Origin of the sequence: Wenyingzhuangia marina, assembly GCF_900130035.1 — a bacterium.
In the GTDB taxonomy this organism is placed as follows: domain Bacteria; phylum Bacteroidota; class Bacteroidia; order Flavobacteriales; family Flavobacteriaceae; genus Wenyingzhuangia; species Wenyingzhuangia marina.
Window position 1 is genome coordinate 21,898 of sequence record NZ_FQXQ01000004.1, and the last position, 18,867, is coordinate 40,764.

20 protein-coding genes are annotated in these 18,867 nt (G+C 30.2%); 11 read left to right on the plus strand and 9 right to left on the minus strand.

Going from position 1 to position 18,867, the window contains the following annotated elements; genetic code table 11:
• Nucleotides 1-6: 6 nt before the first annotated feature.
• From BUB70_RS09555 to BUB70_RS09565, 3 genes are read right to left on the minus strand one after another with little or no spacing between them, the layout of a single operon-like run.
• Nucleotides 7-1,500, minus strand: coding sequence for a DUF4301 family protein (locus BUB70_RS09555; protein ID WP_073120979.1), 1,494 nt, complete (start codon nucleotides 1,498-1,500; stop codon nucleotides 7-9).
• A gap of 13 nt (nucleotides 1,501-1,513) precedes the next feature.
• On the minus strand, nucleotides 1,514-2,218 hold the full coding sequence (locus tag BUB70_RS09560) for a phosphoglycerol geranylgeranyltransferase (RefSeq protein ID WP_073120981.1): 705 nt from the start codon (nucleotides 2,216-2,218) through the stop codon (nucleotides 1,514-1,516).
• Nucleotides 2,205-2,831 carry a 4'-phosphopantetheinyl transferase family protein gene (locus tag BUB70_RS09565; RefSeq protein WP_073120983.1) on the minus strand — a complete coding sequence of 209 codons (627 nt, stop codon included), beginning with the start codon at nucleotides 2,829-2,831 and terminating at the stop codon, nucleotides 2,205-2,207. The genes BUB70_RS09560 and BUB70_RS09565 overlap by 14 nt, the downstream gene beginning before the upstream one ends.
• 55 nt (nucleotides 2,832-2,886) lie before the next feature.
• Between BUB70_RS09565 and ahcY the strand changes: the two genes are divergently transcribed.
• The gene (gene ahcY, locus BUB70_RS09570; RefSeq protein WP_073120985.1) at nucleotides 2,887-4,200 is read left to right on the plus strand and encodes an adenosylhomocysteinase; all 1,314 of its coding nucleotides are present in this window, start codon (nucleotides 2,887-2,889) and stop codon (nucleotides 4,198-4,200) included.
• Between the two features lie 45 nt (nucleotides 4,201-4,245).
• Here ahcY and folK read toward each other — a convergent pair whose 3' ends face one another.
• Entirely contained in the window at nucleotides 4,246-4,746 is a 501-nt protein-coding gene (gene folK / locus BUB70_RS09575; protein ID WP_073120987.1) for a 2-amino-4-hydroxy-6-hydroxymethyldihydropteridine diphosphokinase, read from the minus strand.
• A 62-nt stretch (nucleotides 4,747-4,808) separates the two neighbouring features.
• Between folK and sppA the strand changes: the two genes are divergently transcribed.
• Together sppA and BUB70_RS09585 are read left to right on the plus strand one after the other, a co-directional pair.
• Nucleotides 4,809-6,539: a signal peptide peptidase SppA gene (gene sppA, locus BUB70_RS09580; protein ID WP_073120989.1), complete on the plus strand. Its 1,731-nt coding sequence runs from the start codon at nucleotides 4,809-4,811 to the stop codon at nucleotides 6,537-6,539.
• A 3-nt stretch (nucleotides 6,540-6,542) separates the two neighbouring features.
• Entirely contained in the window at nucleotides 6,543-6,992 is a 450-nt protein-coding gene (locus BUB70_RS09585) for a GNAT family N-acetyltransferase (RefSeq protein WP_073120991.1), read from the plus strand.
• Nucleotides 6,993-7,098: 106 nt separating this feature from the next.
• Here BUB70_RS09585 and BUB70_RS09590 read toward each other — a convergent pair whose 3' ends face one another.
• Genes BUB70_RS09590 through pyrR form a run of 4 tightly spaced genes read right to left on the minus strand, consistent with a single transcriptional unit; the run spans nucleotide 7,099 to nucleotide 9,823 of the window.
• Nucleotides 7,099-8,013: a ribonuclease Z gene (locus tag BUB70_RS09590; protein WP_188351960.1), complete on the minus strand. Its 915-nt coding sequence runs from the start codon at nucleotides 8,011-8,013 to the stop codon at nucleotides 7,099-7,101.
• Complete coding sequence (locus BUB70_RS09595) at nucleotides 8,013-8,339, minus strand: hypothetical protein (protein WP_073120993.1); 327 nt, start codon at nucleotides 8,337-8,339, stop codon at nucleotides 8,013-8,015. The genes BUB70_RS09590 and BUB70_RS09595 overlap by 1 nt, the downstream gene beginning before the upstream one ends.
• A gap of 5 nt (nucleotides 8,340-8,344) precedes the next feature.
• A complete protein-coding gene (locus BUB70_RS09600) occupies nucleotides 8,345-9,274 on the minus strand; it encodes an aspartate carbamoyltransferase catalytic subunit (RefSeq protein ID WP_073120995.1) in 930 nt (309 codons plus the stop codon).
• Nucleotides 9,275-9,823: a bifunctional pyr operon transcriptional regulator/uracil phosphoribosyltransferase PyrR gene (gene pyrR, locus BUB70_RS09605; protein ID WP_073120996.1), complete on the minus strand. Its 549-nt coding sequence runs from the start codon at nucleotides 9,821-9,823 to the stop codon at nucleotides 9,275-9,277. It abuts the gene before it with no gap.
• A 151-nt stretch (nucleotides 9,824-9,974) separates the two neighbouring features.
• Between pyrR and BUB70_RS09610 the strand changes: the two genes are divergently transcribed.
• The 8 genes from BUB70_RS09610 (at nucleotide 9,975) to BUB70_RS09645 (ending at nucleotide 18,388) form a co-directional block, all read left to right on the plus strand.
• Nucleotides 9,975-11,339: a tetratricopeptide repeat protein gene (locus BUB70_RS09610; protein WP_073121653.1), complete on the plus strand. Its 1,365-nt coding sequence runs from the start codon at nucleotides 9,975-9,977 to the stop codon at nucleotides 11,337-11,339.
• A gap of 34 nt (nucleotides 11,340-11,373) precedes the next feature.
• The gene (locus tag BUB70_RS09615; protein WP_073120998.1) at nucleotides 11,374-12,297 is read left to right on the plus strand and encodes a polyprenyl-phosphate transporter; all 924 of its coding nucleotides are present in this window, start codon (nucleotides 11,374-11,376) and stop codon (nucleotides 12,295-12,297) included.
• Nucleotides 12,298-12,299: 2 nt separating this feature from the next.
• Nucleotides 12,300-13,304, plus strand: a complete 1,005-nt coding sequence (locus BUB70_RS09620) for a DUF368 domain-containing protein (protein WP_073121001.1) — start codon at nucleotides 12,300-12,302, stop codon at nucleotides 13,302-13,304.
• Between the two features lie 3 nt (nucleotides 13,305-13,307).
• Nucleotides 13,308-14,051, plus strand: a complete 744-nt coding sequence (locus tag BUB70_RS09625) for a shikimate dehydrogenase family protein (protein WP_073121003.1) — start codon at nucleotides 13,308-13,310, stop codon at nucleotides 14,049-14,051.
• 82 nt (nucleotides 14,052-14,133) lie between these two features.
• On the plus strand, nucleotides 14,134-14,514 hold the full coding sequence (locus BUB70_RS09630; protein WP_073121005.1) for a hypothetical protein: 381 nt from the start codon (nucleotides 14,134-14,136) through the stop codon (nucleotides 14,512-14,514).
• A gap of 30 nt (nucleotides 14,515-14,544) precedes the next feature.
• A complete protein-coding gene (locus BUB70_RS09635) occupies nucleotides 14,545-15,132 on the plus strand; it encodes a penicillin-binding protein activator LpoB (RefSeq protein WP_073121006.1) in 588 nt (195 codons plus the stop codon).
• Between the two features lie 76 nt (nucleotides 15,133-15,208).
• The gene (locus BUB70_RS09640; protein ID WP_229742993.1) at nucleotides 15,209-16,627 is read left to right on the plus strand and encodes a COG3014 family protein; all 1,419 of its coding nucleotides are present in this window, start codon (nucleotides 15,209-15,211) and stop codon (nucleotides 16,625-16,627) included.
• Between the two features lie 42 nt (nucleotides 16,628-16,669).
• Nucleotides 16,670-18,388: a DUF349 domain-containing protein gene (locus BUB70_RS09645; RefSeq protein ID WP_073121010.1), complete on the plus strand. Its 1,719-nt coding sequence runs from the start codon at nucleotides 16,670-16,672 to the stop codon at nucleotides 18,386-18,388.
• A 37-nt stretch (nucleotides 18,389-18,425) separates the two neighbouring features.
• On the opposite strand, the gene BUB70_RS09650 is transcribed toward BUB70_RS09645, so the two are convergent.
• Entirely contained in the window at nucleotides 18,426-18,830 is a 405-nt protein-coding gene (locus BUB70_RS09650) for a Crp/Fnr family transcriptional regulator (RefSeq protein WP_073121012.1), read from the minus strand.
• Nucleotides 18,831-18,867 lie beyond the last annotated feature (37 nt).

An 18,867-nucleotide genomic window follows, 5' to 3' on the forward strand; every position in this document is an offset into this window, starting at 1 on the left:
TATTTTTTATGCTTGATGCATTGGAGATAGTAAATCTGTAACCGTTTTTACTGGGTTAAAAGTTTCAATAGGAACTTCAACAAAAACGGTCAACCAATCAGACATTCCACCATTCCATAAACCAGGGAGTTCTAATCCTTTTACAGGTTTACCACCTACACTTTTATCGGTCACAAAAACAGCATCATGATCTACAAACTGAGTTAAATCAAATTTGTTTCCTTCAAAATCTCTTATAGAACAAACAATATCTACAGGGTTAAAATGTGTAGATTGATATAAAATATCTAATTGTTCTTTATTGGTTTTGTCTATTTGTGCTCCTTCAATAATTTGTAAAGTAGATTCTGTACAGTTTTTCATAACCCAAAATGGACCACCACCCGCATCTCCTTGGTTTTTAATCATTCCACAAACTCTAATAGGTCTGTTTAAAAGATTAAATAAATATTCTTCATTACAATTTTCGTCAGTAAGGTTAATAAAGAAGTTTTCTATTAAAAAGAAACGAATTTCTTGAAGATTTAAATCTGCTGATTTTTCTTTAATTTGTTTTAAAAATTCGTGTATTTTTTCTTGTAACAATAATAATTTTCCACCAAGTATTTGTTTGTACTTAATGGTTTCTTCCATGTGATTTTGATGACTTACGTTATCTATATTTTTAATAAAAACAACATCAGCATCTAAATCATTTAAGTTTTCTATTAAAGCTCCATGTCCACCAGCTCTAAAGACATAATTTCCATTATCATCTTTAAAAGGAGTATTGTCATAATTTACAGCAATGGTATCTGTACTTGTTTTCTGTATAGAAAAAGTAATATTAAAGTTAATATTAGAATTATCGTAATTGGTTTCTAAATAATCTTTAACAGATTCTTTAAATTTATCTATGAACAATGGGCTTACCGTAAAATGAATGTTTACAGTTTGATCTTTACTAACACAATAGTGAACACTTTCGTCTATTTGCTCTTCCAAAGCAGATTTGTTATCAATATCATATTGATGAAATCTAATCAATCCTTTAGGAGTGTTTTGATAATTTAAATGCTCTTTACTTAAGATAAAATTTAAAAAAGATAACTTATTGGTTAAGTTGTCTAGTTTTTTAATTTTAGGATAAACCTTGTTAAACTCAATAATAATATCCTTGTAAAAAGGAAATTTATGTAGGTTGTTAAAAAAATATTGAGACATGGCGTTGTTTATCTTGGTAATGTAAAATTCAGATAAACCTTTAAACATTCTAGAAGCTAAACCAGATGCTGGTGTAAATTTATAAATCACCAAATCTTGTTGTTTGATGTTGTAGATATTCATTAATTTACTTCTATCAATGCTGTCAATAATTTTAATACCATCATTAATAGTTGCAATTCTGTCTAATTCTAAAGTTGGAGTTCCTTTTACAAATGCAATTAATTGCCTTGTTAATTTTTCGTTAGAGATTCCTCTTTTGTCAATTTCTTCTTTTAATTTTCTTTCTAGTCTCATAAACAATTTATGCTTAAAAAATTTTGTTCAGTTCAAAGGCAGTCCCAATAACCACTAGGGTTGCTCCTGCTTTATGAATTTCGTTAATCTTTTTTAGTGTCCTAATTCCACCTCCTAAAATAATAGGAATATTTACGGAATTAAAGACTGCGTTAACAACATCTTTTCCTACTGGTATGTTTGCTCCACTACCAGCTTCTAGATATAATACTTTTTGTCCCATGTATTGACTAGCAATAGCTGTGTTAACTATGTGTTCCTTTTTTTGTTGACAAATAGGCTTTGTTTTAGAGACTTTAATCGTACTGGTTTCTGTGCCTCCATCTATTAGAATATAGCCTGTTGGTATAATTTCCAAATCACTTTTTGATAAAAAAGGAACTGCTTTTATTTGCTGATGAATTAAATACTCTGGATTGTCTCCTGAAATTAAATTTAAAAACAATACGCCATCAGCATAATTAGTTAAGTGACTGTAATCGCCTGGAAAAAGAATAAGGGATTTTGTAGTGTGTTTTTGTACTTCTTTAGCAATAATTTCTGTTTGATTTTCGCAAACTGTACTACCTCCTAAAAATATATAATCTATAGGAGCATTATTAATTCTATGGCAAATGTTTTCTACATCAGCCACAGAAATTTTATCAGGATCTACTAAAACTGCTGTTAGCTTTTTATTCTCTTTTTGAGCAGTTTGTAAGGTGTTAAGAAAGTTCATTATTTATGGTAGCTATGGCTAAAGAATAATTTTCAATTTGATAAAAATAAATATCGCAATTTTGTTTTAATTCAGGAGTGTTTATGTAACCTTTAGCATTTAGTGTACTTATTTTTTTTAGAATTAAGTCATTCTTAAAACTCATACCTCCACAAGGATGGATTTTAAACATGGCTTCTTTTCCTCCCCAAATAAAAGTTAATTGTTTGATGTATTTTTCATCACTTAAATCATTTTGTTCTAAATCAGTAAACCTATGCTTAATGATTTTTATTTTCTCTCTATTTTTCTCAATATCAATTCCTACAATTTCATCAGAAACAACAATCGCTGAAAAATCATAAGAGTGGGTAATAGAAATATGTTGATGATTTTTTAATAAAGGTTTTCCAAATTCATTATAAAACAAATCATCATCGTTCAAGTTGATGTGTTGTAACAAATGACGAATACTTAAAAATCCTTTTTGATGAGATTCGGATTTCATCAAATTCACTCTATTTAAACTGTTTTTAGATAAGTGTACATCTCTTAAAACATCAATGCTTTCAGTTATTTTCCAAACGTAAACTGTGGTGTTTGGGCTAATTTGGATTGTTTTAAATAAAGGCATTTATTATAGTAAGGATTTCGTAAATTTGCAGTCTAAAAGCAACAAAGATAGTAATATGAGTTTAGAAACAACATACGTTCCTTATAAAGTAAAGGACATCTCGTTAGCAGAATGGGGTAGAAAAGAAATCCGTTTGGCAGAATCTGAAATGCCAGGATTAATGAGTATTAGAGAAGAGTACAAAGGTAAAAAGCCATTGGCAGGTGCAAGAATTGCAGGATGTTTACACATGACCATTCAAACAGCAGTTTTAATTGAAACTTTGGTTGATTTAGGAGCTGATGTTACATGGTCTTCTTGTAATATTTTTTCTACACAAGATCAGGCAGCAGCAGCTATTGCTGCTACAGGAGTTCCTGTTTATGCTTGGAAAGGTATGAACGAAGAGGAATTTGATTGGTGTATTGAACAAACTATTTTCTTTGGTGAAGATAGAAAGCCATTAAACTTAATTTTAGATGATGGTGGAGATTTAACCAATATGGTGTTAGATAAATATCCAGAATTGGTTTCTGGAATTAAAGGTTTGTCAGAAGAAACTACTACAGGAGTTCACCGTTTAATTGAGCGTGTAAAGGCAGGTACATTGCCAATGCCAGCAATTAATGTAAATGATTCTGTAACAAAATCTAAGTTTGATAACAAATACGGATGTAAAGAATCTTTAGTAGATGCAATTCGTAGAGCAACAGATTTGATGATGGCTGGTAAAGTAGCTGTGGTTGCAGGATATGGTGATGTTGGAAAAGGTTCAGCAGCATCCTTAAGAGGAGCTGGAGCAAGAGTTATTGTTACAGAAATTGATCCTATTTGTGCTTTACAAGCAGCAATGGATGGTTTTGCTGTGAAGAAAATGGATGATGCTATTAAAGAAGCTGATATTGTAGTTACTACTACTGGTAACAAAGACATTATTGTAGGGCGTCATTTTGAAGCATTAAAAGACAAAGCTATTGTTTGTAATATTGGTCACTTTGATAATGAAATTGACATGGCTTGGTTAAATAAAAATCACGGAGCTTCTAAAGTAGAAATCAAACCTCAGGTAGATTTATACAACGTAAATGGTAATGATGTGATTATTTTAGCAGAAGGACGTTTGGTAAACTTAGGTTGTGCAACAGGTCACCCAAGTTTTGTAATGTCTAACTCTTTTTCTAACCAAGTATTGGCTCAGTTAGAATTGTGGCAAAATGCAGGTGCTTATAAAAACGATGTATACACTTTACCAAAGCATTTGGATGAAAAAGTAGCACGTTTACACTTATCTAAGATTGGTGTTGAATTAGATACTTTATCAGAAGATCAAGCAAAATATATTGGAGTTGAGGTTGAAGGACCATACAAACCAGAATATTATAGATACTAGTATTCTAGTATTTAAAAAAAAAGCCTCACAATTGTGAGGCTTTTTTTATGTGTTTAATAGATGTTTTGTTCTAATAATTTCACTTTTATCCTTACACTCATCAAACAAAGTTTCTAAAGTTTTGTTTAATACTGGATGATTATAATTAGAGATGATTTCAATCAAGGGAATTAAAACAAAATTACGGTCTTGCATTCTTGGATGTGGAATGGTTAAGTTTTTAGTATTGATAATTTCATCATTAAAAAAAATGATATCAATATCTAAAGGTCTTGCTTGGTAACCTAAATCTTCAGCTTTTCTAGTTCTTCCTAATTCAGATTCAAAAGACAATAAAGAATCAATTAATTCGCTTGCTGTTAAAGAAGTTTCTAGCGTAATTGCAATATTAAAAAAATCATCACTTTTAAATCCCCAAGGAGGGGTTTGATACACAGAAGAGGTTTTTAAAACCTTTCCTAAAGTGTTTATTTTTTTTATGGCATTGTTTAGGTTTTCTAGTTTGTTTCCTAAATTAGTTCCTAAAGATAAATGGGTAATGTTCATCAGTGTATCTCTCTTTTGGCAAAGAAATCATTTATATTTGTTTTAATAAAAAAAATCAGAGCATGAATTTTATAAAAAGTGTATTATCATCATTATTAGCTATTTGGATAACCATTGTTGTTTTTGTTGTAGTTGCAGTTGGAGTAGTGGTTTCTTTAAGTAATGACATGGTAAAAGAGGTAAAATCTAATTCAGTTTTAGAAATTGATTTACATGGAGAAATAAATGATTACAGTCCTTTTGGAATAGATCCTGTTACAGAAATGTTAGGAATTACGGAACAAACTATTGGTTTTAATAATTTATGTAAGGCTATAGAAAAAGCGACTTATGATGATGATATCAAAGGAATTAGTTTAAAAAATATTCCAGAAAACATGGGCTTGGCTCAATTAACTGCTTTGAGAAAAATGTTACAAACGTTTAAAGGTCAAGATAAATTTATCTATGCTTATAACGATACGTATTCTCAAAAACAATATTATTTAAGTTCTGTGGCCGATATGGTTGCTATTTCTCCATTAGGGTATGTTGAGCTAAAAGGATTGCATTCTGAAGTGATGTTTTATAAAGATTTTCAGGAAAAATATGGAGTAAAAATGGAGGTGATAAGACATGGAAAGTATAAAAGTGCTGTGGAGCCTTTTATAGCCAACGAAATGAGTGATGCCAATAGAGAACAAATTAGCGAATTGATTAAAAGTGTTTGGAGTGAGGTTAGTAAAGAAATAGCAGTTTCTAGAAATATTAATGTAGATGAGGCGGTGAATAAAATGTATGGACAGTCTTCACAAATGTCATTAGAACACGGATTGGTTGATAATTATATGTATGTTGATGAATATGATAATTATATCAAAGGAAGGTTACATACGGAAGAACTTGAAAAAGTATCTATTTTGGATTATATGAGTAATTTATCTTTATTGAACTTAGTTGAAGAAAAAAATAAAATAGCAGTGATATATGCTCAAGGAGAAATTCAATATGGACAAGGGGATATCAATATTATTGGTCAGAAAAAAATGATTGAAGCTCTAGAAGATGCTGCTAAAGATAAGGAGATAAAAGCGATTGTTTTTAGAGTAAATTCTCCCGGAGGAAGTGCTATGGCTTCTGATTTAATTTGGAATGCTGTTGAAAAAGCCAAAACAGAAAAGCCAGTGATTGTTTCTATGGGGAATTATGCAGCTTCTGGAGGATATTATATTGCTTGTGGTGCTGATAGAATTTTTGCAGAACCAACAACTATTACAGGTTCAATTGGGGTGTTTGGAATGTTGCCAAATGCAGCAGAATTGGCAAAAGAAATAGGAGTGAATTCAGAGGTGGTAAGTACACATAATAATGGAGCGTATTATAGTGTGGTGATGCCTGTAGATGATCGTTATAAAAAAGTAGTAGAAAACGGAATTGAAAATATTTATGAAGAGTTTTTACAACGAGTTTCACAAGGTAGAAATATGAAAGTAGAAGAAGTTGATGCCATTGCGCAAGGTAGGGTGTGGACTGGCGTAAAGGCTTTAGAAATTGGTTTGGTTGATGAAATAGGTGGTTTAGATGCAGCCATAAGCTATGCAGCAAATTTGGTTGATGCTAAAGATTATAGTTTAAAAGAAATGCCAACATATGATATGGATTTTAAAGAAATGTTTAATTTAAATCCGTTTGCAAAAAGTAATATTGATGGATTGTTATCTCAATATAATTTAGAGTGGCTAGCGAATACCAAGGAGTTGATGGATTCCAAAGGAATTCAGGCAAGAATACCTTTTAAAATGAATATTGAATAATTAATGATTGAATTAAAAAGAACCAATTCTGATCATCCAGATTTTAAAAAACTGGTTAGGGAATTAGATATTGATTTAAAAGATTTTTATAAAGAAGAATTAGCTTTTTATAATGAACTGAATGATATCGAAAAAATAAAATATGTAGTTGTTGCCTACGAACAAAATATTCCTGTTGGTTGTGGAGGAATTAAGCAATATGCTAATGATGTTATGGAGGTGAAACGAATGTATGTTCCACCAATAAATCGTGGAAAAGGAATTGCTTCAATGGTTTTAACAGCATTAGAAAATTGGAGTAAAGAACTTAAGTTTAAAAGGTGTGTATTAGAAACACTCAAAGAAAAAGATACTGCAATTAGTTTTTACCAAAAGAACAATTATAATGTGATTCCAAATTTTGGAGCTTACGTAGAAGCTAAAAATAGTATTTGTTTTGAGAAAACATTATAAACTGGTAAGGTTGTCAGTTCTCGATTTCTCTCGAACACCATATGATATTTAAGCAGAGTTGTTTATTTTGAAAGTAATGCTATGAGGTTATCGAGGTGTTTTTTGCTTATACACTAAAAACTTTCCCGCTTTCTGCCAATTCAACATTATTGAACTCAGTTTCCGCTTCTAGTTTAAATTCATTTAAGTCGCTATATCTACTAGAATAGTGACCTAAAATCAATGTTTTTACCTCGGCAGCTTTGGCAATTAAACCAGCTTCTTTTGCAGTACTGTGTTTTGTTCTTTCAGTTAAGTTCTTTTTGTCTTCTAAAAAAGTAGATTCATGATACAATAAACTAGCTCCTTTTATCATAGGAACAATATCTGGTTTGTAAGCAGTATCACTACAAAAAGCATAACTATAAGTGTCTCTTGGAGGCAGAGTTAAATCTTCGTTTTCTATAACAGTACCGTCTTGTTTAACAAAATCTTTTCCGTTTTTTAAGTTGTGATAATCACAAATTTCAATTTCGGATTCCATGGAAACATTTTCCATGTTTAATTTTCTTAAACTAGGTTTTTCTTCAAATAAAAATCCGTTGGTATAAACTCGGTGATCTAAAGGAATAGTAGAAACTTTAAGTTTTTTATCTTCAAAAATTACTTCACTTTCTTTGCTTTCTAATTCGTGAAACAACAATGGAAAAGAAGTCCATGATTTTGATAGCTTAAGTTGGAGGGTAATAATTTCTTTAATTCCTTTTGGACCGTAAATATGCAATTCTGTTCTACGATCTAACAATCCAAAAGTGGAAATTAATCCTACCAATCCAAAAAAATGATCTCCGTGTAAATGAGAAATAAAGATATGTTTAATTTTAGCAAATGGAACTTTTTGTTGTCTTAACAGCACTTGAGTTCCTTCTCCACAATCAATTAAAATATGTCTTTCATTTATTTTTAAATATTGAGCAGTTGGATGCGCATTGGTTCTTGGTGTGGCTGAGTGACAACCTAATATGGTGAGTTGAATCCCCATTAAAAACCTAGGTCACGTGTCATTTCATCCATATCAATAATATCCACTGCTTCAATTAAAGTAGGTACTACATTTAATTCCTCATCAAAAGCATCTGCATCAAAACTAGGTAAAATAATGGCAAAAGATTTATCATTATCTGCTTGAGTTTCGGCAAATCCTTTTAAGGATTTTATTTGAACTTCTGTTGTCTTGATGTTAGAAAAATCAAGTACAATATTTCTGTTTTTATATTTAGCTAATACTTTTGAAACTTCATCAAAAAAAGTATCAAAATCAGTTTCTGCTAAAAAAAGGGTGTATTTGTCTGAGGTAGTAATTTTCATAAAACCTATTGTTTAATTTGTGATGCTAATAAATAAATACATGCCATACGAATGGCAACTCCGTTTTCTACTTGATTTAAGATAATCGCTTGATCAGAATCGGCAACATCAGAAGTAATTTCTACACCACGGTTAATAGGTCCTGGGTGCATAATGGTTACTTCGGAGTTTATAGAATTTAATAATTTTTTATTAACTCCGTATAATTGTGTGTATTCTCTGGTTGATGGAAAATATTTAATATCCATACGTTCGTTTTGTACACGTAACATATTGGCAACATCTGCCCATTCTAAAGCTTTTCGTAAATCGGTTTCTACACCAACGCCTAAGCTTTCAATGTATTTTGGAATTAAAGTTACAGGTCCACAAACTTTAACTTCGGCACCTTGTAATTTTAAAGCATATATGTTAGATAAAGCCACACGAGAGTGTAAAATATCTCCTACAATGACCACTTTTTTACCAGCAACATCACCTAAACGTTCTCTTATAGAAAAAGAATCTAATAAAGCTTGTGTTGGATGTTCGTGTGTTCCATCACCAGCATTGATAATTTTGGTGTTTACATGTCTCGATAAAAATTCATGAGCCCCCACATCAGGATGTCTCATTACAATAATATCTACTTTCATAGATAAAATATTGTTTACGGTATCAATTAAAGTTTCTCCTTTTTTTACGGATGAACCTGAGGCAGAAAAATTAATAACATCCGCAGATAAACGTTTTTCGGCCAACTCAAAAGACAATTTGGTACGAGTACTGTTTTCAAAAAACAAATTGGCAATGGTAATATCTCTTAAAGAAGGTACTTTTTTAATAGGTCTGTTAATCACTTCTTTAAAATGATCGGCAGTTTCAAAAATTAAGTCAATATCTTCTTTAACTAGGTGCTTAATTCCTAATAGGTTTGGAACACTTAAGGTCTTCATCTATTTCTTTTTCTTGTTGGTTATATATACAGCATCCGATAAGGTGTCGTTGCTCCAATTTACTACTACTACTTCTTCGTTAATTACATCTACCGTAGCACCTTTATAATCAGGTTGAATAGGTAAATGTCTACTAAAACGTCTGTCAATCAGCACTAAAAGTTCTACTTCTGCAGGTCTTCCGTATGACTGAATGGCAGTTAATGCTGCGTTAATACTTCTACCAGAAAATAAAACATCATCAATAAAAACTACTTTCTGACCTTCTACTAAAAAGTTGATTTCGGTAGAATTTGCATTCAGAGGTTCATCTCTACGTCTAAAGTCATCTCGGTAAAAAGTAATGTCTAATTTTCCTAGTTTGATGTTTTTTACATGGTAATCATCTCTTAAAATAGAGGCAATTCTCTCAGCAAAATAAGTGCCTCTTGGTTGTAAACCAATTAAAACTGTGTTAGAAAAATCACCGTGATTTTCAATTAGCTGGCAAGCCAATCGTTGTAGAATGATTTGAATTTTTTTTGAGTTTAGAAGTATTTTATCACTCATAAGATCTAAGTAAATTAGTAGTACAAATATAGGTTTTTTGTTGATTAATTTGTTAAAAACATTTACTTACAAGGGCATGATAATTGAGTAATCTCCTTTATATTTATGTAAGACTAACAGAGTTTGCTCTACTAAAACGAAAAAGAAGATGATGTCATTATCGAAATTTGAGGAAATGCTTAAGACAAACGATGTGTATTTTTTTGATACTACTGAGTTTGAAGAGATTATCCATTACTACTTAGATGATGGAAATACTTCTATGGCAAAAAAAGCAGTTTATTTAGCGTTGGAGCAACATCCAGATTCTGCAGATATTAAGTTAATACAAGCAGAAATTATGGTTTTTGAAGACAAATTAACCGAAGCTAGACTTTTGTTAGATAATTTATTGGCCATTTATCCTTACAATGATGAGGTTTATATTCAGATTGCCAATTTGCTTTCTAAAGATGATAAGCACAAAGAAGCTATTGATTTTTTAGTGAAAGCCAAAGAATATACAGATGACTTGGCAGATGTTTCTGCGTTGTTGGGAATGGAATATTTGTACTTGGATGATTATGAAAAATCTAGAGAACATTTTTCTGTTTGTTTAGATTTTGACATTGAAGATTATCAGGCTTTATACAATATAATTTATTGCTTTGAAATGGAATCTTGTCATATAGAAGCGATTACTTTCTTAGAAGATTATATTAATAAAAATCCATATTGCGAAGTTGCTTGGCATCAATTAGGACGTCAGTATTTTGTGTTAAAAGATTATAAAAGAGCCTTAAAAGCATTTGATTACGCAGTGGTTATTGATGAAGCTTTTATAGGCGGATATGTAGAAAAAGCAAAAACTTTAGAAAAGTTAGATAGATACGATGAAGCGATAGAGAATTATCAAATTACTTTAGAGTTAGATGATCCTACAGCTTTTGCTTATTTACAAATTGGAGAGTGTTACAAAAAGAAAAATAATGCCACCAAGGCTATTTACTATTATAAAAAAGCTTTACACGAAGATCCTTTATTAGACAAAGGGTGGATGTTGTTGGCTATTGTTTGTAATGAAGAGAAAGCTTACGACAAAGCTTTACATTATTTAAATAAAGCCATTGCTTTGGATGAAACCAATGTAATATATTGGAGGTATAATGGAGAAATTAATTTACGTTTAAAGTTTTATGAGGAAGCTGCCGAAGCTTTTGAAAAATGTATAGAACTAGATGATTCTGGAGTAGATGTTTGGATTACTTTATCTGATATATGGATTTTTACAGGAGATTTTTTTAGAGCTTTAAATGTTTTGGTTAGAGCTAAAAAGCAACATCATAACTTTGCTGAGATTGAGTACAGATTAGGTTGTATCTTTTTTATTACAGATCAAAAAAAGGAAGCATATTTACATTTAAAAACTGCTTTGAGTTTAGATTATGAATATCATCTAGTCATGCAAGAATTGTATCCAACGGTTTTTGAAGATTTAAAAGTGAAAAGAATGGTTTTAAACTTTTTGGAGAACTAGTATTTAAAATTACATTTGCTCTAAAACACTTTTAATGAAAAGAACACTTAAAGATTACGCTATTATTTCTTTAAAAGGAATGGCTATGGGGGCTGCAGATGTAGTGCCAGGAGTATCAGGAGGAACCATTGCTTTTATTTCTGGAATATATGAAGAATTGCTAACAACCATTAGCAATATCAATTTATCTCTGTTAACAGTTATTAAAAAAGAAGGAATTAAAGCAGCTTGGAAACAAGCCAATGCAAATTTTTTAGTGGCTTTACTTTTAGGAGTTGCCATTAGTGTTATTTCTTTAGCAAAAGGAATTTCTTTTTTGTTAGCTACTAAGCCTATTCTGGTTTGGTCTTTCTTTTTTGGATTGGTATTAGCGAGTATTATTTATGTAGGAAAGCAAATAGAAAAATGGAACTTTCCACAAATCATTTCTTTGATTTTGGCTTGTGGAGTAGCCTATTATATAACCATTGTAAAACCGATGGTGAGTGATGATGCTTCTTTTTTATTCCTGTTCTTAGCAGGAGCATTGGCTATTTGTGCCATGATTTTACCAGGGATTTCAGGAGCTTTTATATTAGTATTACTCGGGGCTTATGAAACCATTTTAACAGCAGTTCACTCTAGGGATTTACAAATTATAGCTATTGTTGGCTTAGGGGCTATTATTGGTTTATTAAGTTTTTCTAGAGTTTTAAAATGGATGTTTGTCCATTATAAAAATACAACATTGGCGGGTTTAACAGGTTTTATTTTAGGATCTTTAAATAAAATTTGGCCTTGGAAAGAAACCATTACCACAAGAATTAACTCAAAAGGAATAGAAGTACCAGTGTTGCAAAACAGTGTTTTACCTTCTAACTATAATGGTGATGCACAATTAATGATCGCCTTGTTACTTGCAGTAGCTGGATTTGCTCTAATTTTAGGTTTAGAGAAATTGGCTAGTTATAAATCTTAAATATGTTTCCAAAAGGAAGTTTAGTATATAGTGTGTTACTCTTTTTAAAAGGAATGCTCATGGGGGTGGCTAATAAAGTCCCTGGTGTTTCTGGAGGAGCAGTAGCCTATGTCTTAGGTTTCTATAACGAGCTGATTTACTCTTTTCAAAAAATCAATGGCAAGGCTTTTATGCTGTTAATCAATGGTCGTTTTAGGAGTTTATATAATTATATTAATGCTAAGTTTTTAATTTTTATTGTTGGTGGAATGGTATTTAGCTACTTTACAGTTTCTAAATTATTAGACTATTTTTTGCAACATAACGAATTACAAGTTTGGTCTTTGTTTTTTGGAATGATTATAGGTTCTGGAATTTATCTGATTAGAAAATATGAAGGGTGGGAGTTTAAAAGTTACGTTTCTTTAGCTTTAGGAATTGCCGTTGGCTTTGCTATTACTTTCATCCATCCAAGTGGTGAGAATGACAATCTATGGTTTGTATTTCTTTGCGGAGTGATTGGTGTTTCAGGTATGACTGTACCAGGACTTTCAGGATCTTATATTTTAATGCTATTAGGAAATTATGTTTTTTTGTTAGTAGACTCCGTAAATGTTTTGAATGATGTTTTGATGGGATTGTTCACAGGAAATACAACAGTTTTATATGATTCAAATAATCAAAAGTATTTAATCATAATAAGTGTATTTACTTTAGGCTCTCTTTTTGGATTGATCTTTTTATCTCAAGTGTTGGCTTTTGTATTAAACAGATGGGGAAAGATTGTGAATGCAGTTATTATTGGTTTTATTATAGGGTCTTTAGGAACTGTTTGGCCGTGGAAAGAAAAAGTATATGCGCAAAGTAAAGGTGTGTTTTTAACAGATAATTTTGATCGTAAAATAGTAGTAGGTTTTCACAAGTATTTACCAGATATTAATTCCGAACAAACATGGATAGCTCTTTTGTTTGCTGTAATTGGTGTTTTTTTAGTACTGGGTGTAGAACGTTTTTCAAAAACAAATTAGTAAATGAATAAGGTGACTTTTGGATTGGTAGGTAAAAATATTTCATATTCTTTTTCTAGAGGATATTTTGCAGAAAAGTTTCAGAAATTAGGATTAGAAAATCATCAATATGTAAATTTTGATTTACAAGAAATATCTTTATTAGAAGATATTATTAAGGCCAAAGAAAATGGATTAAAAGGATTAAATGTAACCATTCCTTATAAACAAGATGTGCAACCTTTTTTAAACAGTATTGATGCAGATGCCAAAGAAATAGGTGCAGTAAATACCATTAAATTAAATGAGGATGGAACCGTTGTAGGTTATAACACAGATGTATATGGATTTCAAAAATCATTAGAACCTTTGTTAAAATCCCATCATACCAAAGCTTTAATTCTGGGAACTGGTGGAGCATCAAAAGCAGTAGCTTTTGCATTTAAAAAATTAGGAATTGAATATAAATTTGTGTCAAGAACAGCTTCTGAAAATAAATGGAGTTACGATGATTTAAACAAAGAAATCATTCAAGAATATACAGTTATTGTAAACTGTTCTCCTTTGGGAACGTCTCCTAAAGTAGAATTAAAACCAGAAATTCCATATCAGTTTTTAAATTCAAATCATTTGTTATATGATTTAATATACAACCCTGCAGAAACTACTTTTTTACGTATGGGAAAAGAGCAAGGAGCAGTTATTAAAAACGGATTGGAAATGTTAGAACTTCAGGCAGAAAAATCTTGGAGTATATGGAATAGTTAATTTTATAGCTAATTAATTCTGTATAAAAGTTTGGTATAATTTTAGTAACTTTCTTGTGTATAAACACTTAAATTATACAGATATGAAAAAGTTAGTTTTATTAGTGGTATTGACATTTACAATGTATGTAAATGGACAAACTACTTCAGATCAAAATCCTAATGCACAAGTAGCTTATCAAAAGTATGCTAAGATAGCAGATACATATAATTTAAAACAAGGAACAACTGCCCAAGAAACTTATGTAGCGATTGATCCTATGGAAGAAAAAAGAATCAGAAAAAAAATACGAAAAGATCATAGGGCAATGAGATCTTTATGGAGACATGAAGAACGATTGGAAAGAGCAAAGAATACACAATACATTTTGTCAAATCCTTATCGTTATTCTTGTAATAGTATCGTAGGAAATCCTTTTTATGGAGGTATTGGTTTAGGATATTTTATAGGAAGACGATTTTAAAAATAATAAAGAAACATAAAACAAATAAAAATGAAAAAAGGATTGTTAATTGCAGTAATGAGTATTGTAGCATTAATAGCTACAACTTCATGTGCTAGAAAAGTAACTAGAATTGATACTAATGAACAAATTGATATTAGTGGAAGATGGAACGATACAGATGCTAGATTAAGTGCAGAGGCATTAAGTGCACAAATTGTTACTGGAGATTGGATTACGGATTATGTACAACAAACAGGAAAAAAACCAGTGGTTATTGTCGGTTTGGTTCGTAACAAATCTCATGAGCATATTGATGCTGAGGTGTTTACTAAAGAGGTAGAAAAAGCTTTGGTAAAGTATCAAAAAGCAAGAGTGGTACAAGGAGGAGAGATGAGAGAAGAGTTAAGAGCTGAAAAAGCAGATCAACAAACAAATGCATCAGTTTCTACCATGAAAAAATTTGGATTAGAAACAGGAGCTGACTTTATTTTACAAGGAACTATTAATTCTGTAGTAGATGCATTAAAAAAGCAAAAGGTAGTTTATTATCAAGTTGATTTAGAATTGACCAATATAGAAACGAATGAGAAGGTTTGGTTTGGTGATAAAAAAATCAAAAAATACATTAAAAATTAGTTTTGATATAGTATTTAAGAAAAAACTGTTTAAGAATTATATAGGATTCTAAACAGTTTTTTTATTCATGATTGATATGAAAAAATCAAGCTTTTTAATAAAGTATTTACTTTTTACACTCATAGGATTAAGTGTTTTTAGCTGTGCAACTTATAAAGAGTTAAGCGCAAAATATCAACATGAAGTATTGGCTGGTGAATTTGATGTTGCCATGAAAAGTATTGATAATAATAAGTTTCTTAATAAAGATAGAAATGAATTATTATACTGTTTGGAAAAAGGTAAAGTTGCTTATTTAAAAGGAGATTATAAATTGAGTAATGAGCTTTTTAATAAGGCAGATTTGTTAATTGAAGATCATAAAGTAAATAAAGTTGGTGAAGTTTTAGGAGTGTTAGCCAATCCAGAAAAAACAACTTATAAAAGTGAAGATTTTGAAAAAGTAGCCATTCACTACTATAAAGCCATGAATTATATATTTTTAAATTTATATGATGATGCTTTGGTAGAAGCTAAACGAATTAATATTCAACTTCAAGAAATTAATGATTCTTATCCTGCGGGTAAAAAAAACAGATACACAACAGATGCTTTTGCGTTGAATTTACAAGGTTTGTTATATGAAACCACAGGGAATTTAAATGATGCTTTTATATCTTATAGAAATGCTGTTGAATTATATCAGCAAAATGATGGAACTTATTTTGGAGTAAACATTCCACAACAATTAAAACAAGACTTAATCAATGTGGCTCATCAATTAGGTTTTGTAGATGAAGAATTAAGGTATTCAGAGCTTTTTAATCTTAAATACAAACCAAAATCTGCAGATTTTAAAGGAGAGGTCATCGTATTTTGGGAAAGTGGTTTGGTTCCTTATAAATCTCAAACTTATTTTACTTTTACTGCTTTACCAGGAAATAATAATGGATTTACAAGTATAACCAATGAAGAGTTAGATCTTACCTTTCCAGTTCCAACAAGTAATAACAGTAATAGTGGAAAATTTTCTAGTACTAGTATTTTTAATATTGCTTTCCCAAAATATGAAGATAGAATTCCATATTTTACAAGCGGTAAAGTTGTTTTAAACAATGATATCTCTAAAAATTATCAATTAGAGCTGGTAGAGGATTATAAAACCATTGCTTTTAAAACATTAAAAGATAGAACAGTAAGAGAGATTGGAAAAATAGCGATTCGTGTGGCAGCCAAAAAAATATCTGAAAATATAGTAAGAAATCAGAATGAAAATTTAGGGGCTGTTTTGGGAATCTTAAATGCATTAAACGAAAAAACAGATACTAGAAACTGGCAAACATTGCCTAATAAAATATATTATACCAGAATACCTTTAAATAAAGAAGATAATATTGTGAAAGTTGAGGTAAAAACAAATCATGAAGAAACAATAGAAAAGGAATTTATTGTAAAATCTTCAGGAAATTTAAATTTCATCAACTATATTACACCTCAAAGTGAAAACGTTAACTAAAATTAGTTAGTTTTGAATTAGATAAGAGAAAATTAAAATATAATGATTACCATAGATATGGAGAAAGAAACTCAATCAATAGACTATAAAACAATGACTTTAGAGGCTTTGATTGCTACGTTAAAAAAAATGATTGATGAAAATCCTATTCAGGATATAAAAGAACAAGCAAGTGCTATTAGAGCTTCTTTTTATTATCAATATAATGAGCAGTTAGAAAAAGCAAAAGATTTGTTTGTTCAAGAAGGTGGAAATGAAATCGATTTTGAGTATTCTCAACCGATACAAACTGAATTTAAAGATTTATGGAAATCTTATGTTGAGAAAAAGAATAGTCACTATAAAAAGATAGTCAAAGAACTTGCTACAAATCTTGCGAAAAGAGAGGAAGTAATTGCATCTATAAAAGCCTTGGTAGAAAAAGGAGAAGTTTCTAGTACTTATAAAGAATTTCAGCAGTTGATGGCTGATTGGAAAGAAATAGGACCTGTTCCTTCGGATAAATATCAAGAAACTTGGGGGAATTATCATTTGTATGTAGAGCAATATTACGATTTGTTACATATTAATAATGATTTAAGAGCTATTGATTTTAAGCATAACCTAGAAGCTAAAAAGCAAATAATTGAAAGAGCTAAGCAGTTATTAGATCATGCAGATGTTCAATTTGCTTTTAATGAATTACAAATTCTACATAAAATTTGGAAAGAAGAAACAGGACCTGTTGCCAAAGAATTTAGAGAACCAGTTTGGGAAGAGTTTTCATCATTGTCAAATGCAATTCACGATAAAAGATCTGTTCTTTTAGAAGAGTTAAGAAATGTTGAAGAGAAAAATTACGAACAAAAATTAGCTAAAATTCAAGAAATCAAAAATTTTGATTTTTCTAAGAATAAATCTTTTGGAGATTGGAAAAAGAGTATTGATGCTTTTGAAGCTTTAAAAGAAGAGTTTTTAGCAATTGGTAAAATTCCTAAAAACAAAAACAAACAAATTTGGGATACTTTTAAAGAGGCAACCAAAGAATTTAATAGTGCTAAGAATAATTTTTTCAAGGAGATAAAGTCTTCGCAAAATGAAGCAATTTCTAGTAAAAAAGCATTGATAGAAGAAGCTTTAGCGTGGAAAGATTCAGAAGATTTTGATGCCGCTACAGAAGTATTTAAAAGAATTCAGGCAGCCTGGAAAAAAGTTGGTTTTGTTCCTAGAAAACAAGCTGATGTTTTATGGAAAGAATTTAAAACGGCTTGTGATGCATATTTTGATAGACTGAATAATGTTAAAAAGGAAGGGACTCCTGAAGAGCAAGAAAATTATAATAATAAAGAAGCTTTCTTAGCAAAGTTGGCGGATAAAGAAATTAATTTAGATAATTATAAAATTTTATTAAAAGAATGGATTGCTTTAGGTTTGGTACCATCGCAAAAAAATAAAATTGATCAAGATATTTTACAATTTATAACTAAAGCAATTACATTACCAAAAGAAAAAGTAGAGGCTGAGTTTATAAAATATCAGTTGAAGATAGCTTATTTATTAGCCATTGACAGTAAAAAGTTATACACTGAATATGATCAATTAAGAAATGAAGTTGACAGTGCTACCAAAGATTTAAAACAACTAGAAAATAATTTAGGATTCTTTTCTAATACTAAAAAGAGTAATCCTTTGTTTGAGACTGTAATGAAATCTATAGAAACAGAGAAGAAAAAACTTTTGTTGGCTAAGAAAAAAATAAAATATTTGAAATCATTTCAATAAAAACAAATAAAAAAGAGAAGCTATTAGCTTCTCTTTTTTATTCTCTAAGTAATTTTTTTCTAATTCTACTCAACTGTATTGGAGTGATTCCCAAATGAGAAGCAATTTGAAATTGTGGAATTAATTGATCTATATTTTTGATATTTTTTCTTAAAATTAAATAACGTTCTGTAGCGTTTTTAGACAGTAAATCTATTAAAGATTCTTCTAGTCTTGTATATTCTCTTTCCACTGTTTTATACATAAATTCACTAAAATCAGGGAATTGTTTTCTTAAACTAGCTAAATCCTCAACGGTTATTTCTACAACAACAACATCGGTTAAAGCTTGGCAAGCAATTAGCGCAGGAGATTTATCAATGGCAGATTTTAAGGATCCTGCTATTTGACCAGGAGCTGTAATAGATTTATTTATTTCTTGAGCATCTGGGCTAGTTTTCATATATGTTCTTGTAATTCCATCAATAACAAAAAAAAAG

What these genes read in the sequence shown, in the direction of transcription:
- BUB70_RS09555 (WP_073120979.1), bottom strand. Translation starts at nt 1,500, where the DNA reads ATGAGACTAGAAAGAAAATTAAAAGAAGAAATTGACAAAAGAGGAATC.
- BUB70_RS09560 (WP_073120981.1), bottom strand. Translation starts at nt 2,218, where the DNA reads ATGAACTTTCTTAACACCTTACAAACTGCTCAAAAAGAGAATAAAAAG.
- BUB70_RS09565 (WP_073120983.1), bottom strand. Translation starts at nt 2,831, where the DNA reads ATGCCTTTATTTAAAACAATCCAAATTAGCCCAAACACCACAGTTTAC.
- ahcY (WP_073120985.1), top strand. Translation starts at nt 2,887, where the DNA reads ATGAGTTTAGAAACAACATACGTTCCTTATAAAGTAAAGGACATCTCG.
- folK (WP_073120987.1), bottom strand. Translation starts at nt 4,746, where the DNA reads ATGAACATTACCCATTTATCTTTAGGAACTAATTTAGGAAACAAACTA.
- sppA (WP_073120989.1), top strand. Translation starts at nt 4,809, where the DNA reads ATGAATTTTATAAAAAGTGTATTATCATCATTATTAGCTATTTGGATA.
- BUB70_RS09585 (WP_073120991.1), top strand. Translation starts at nt 6,543, where the DNA reads ATGATTGAATTAAAAAGAACCAATTCTGATCATCCAGATTTTAAAAAA.
- BUB70_RS09590 (WP_188351960.1), bottom strand. Translation starts at nt 8,013, where the DNA reads ATGGGGATTCAACTCACCATATTAGGTTGTCACTCAGCCACACCAAGA.
- BUB70_RS09595 (WP_073120993.1), bottom strand. Translation starts at nt 8,339, where the DNA reads ATGAAAATTACTACCTCAGACAAATACACCCTTTTTTTAGCAGAAACT.
- BUB70_RS09600 (WP_073120995.1), bottom strand. Translation starts at nt 9,274, where the DNA reads ATGAAGACCTTAAGTGTTCCAAACCTATTAGGAATTAAGCACCTAGTT.
- pyrR (WP_073120996.1), bottom strand. Translation starts at nt 9,823, where the DNA reads ATGAGTGATAAAATACTTCTAAACTCAAAAAAAATTCAAATCATTCTA.
- BUB70_RS09610 (WP_073121653.1), top strand. Translation starts at nt 9,975, where the DNA reads ATGTCATTATCGAAATTTGAGGAAATGCTTAAGACAAACGATGTGTAT.
- BUB70_RS09615 (WP_073120998.1), top strand. Translation starts at nt 11,374, where the DNA reads ATGAAAAGAACACTTAAAGATTACGCTATTATTTCTTTAAAAGGAATG.
- BUB70_RS09620 (WP_073121001.1), top strand. Translation starts at nt 12,300, where the DNA reads ATGTTTCCAAAAGGAAGTTTAGTATATAGTGTGTTACTCTTTTTAAAA.
- BUB70_RS09625 (WP_073121003.1), top strand. Translation starts at nt 13,308, where the DNA reads ATGAATAAGGTGACTTTTGGATTGGTAGGTAAAAATATTTCATATTCT.
- BUB70_RS09630 (WP_073121005.1), top strand. Translation starts at nt 14,134, where the DNA reads ATGAAAAAGTTAGTTTTATTAGTGGTATTGACATTTACAATGTATGTA.
- BUB70_RS09635 (WP_073121006.1), top strand. Translation starts at nt 14,545, where the DNA reads ATGAAAAAAGGATTGTTAATTGCAGTAATGAGTATTGTAGCATTAATA.
- BUB70_RS09640 (WP_229742993.1), top strand. Translation starts at nt 15,209, where the DNA reads ATGAAAAAATCAAGCTTTTTAATAAAGTATTTACTTTTTACACTCATA.
- BUB70_RS09645 (WP_073121010.1), top strand. Translation starts at nt 16,670, where the DNA reads ATGATTACCATAGATATGGAGAAAGAAACTCAATCAATAGACTATAAA.
- BUB70_RS09650 (WP_073121012.1), bottom strand. Translation starts at nt 18,830, where the DNA reads ATGAAAACTAGCCCAGATGCTCAAGAAATAAATAAATCTATTACAGCT.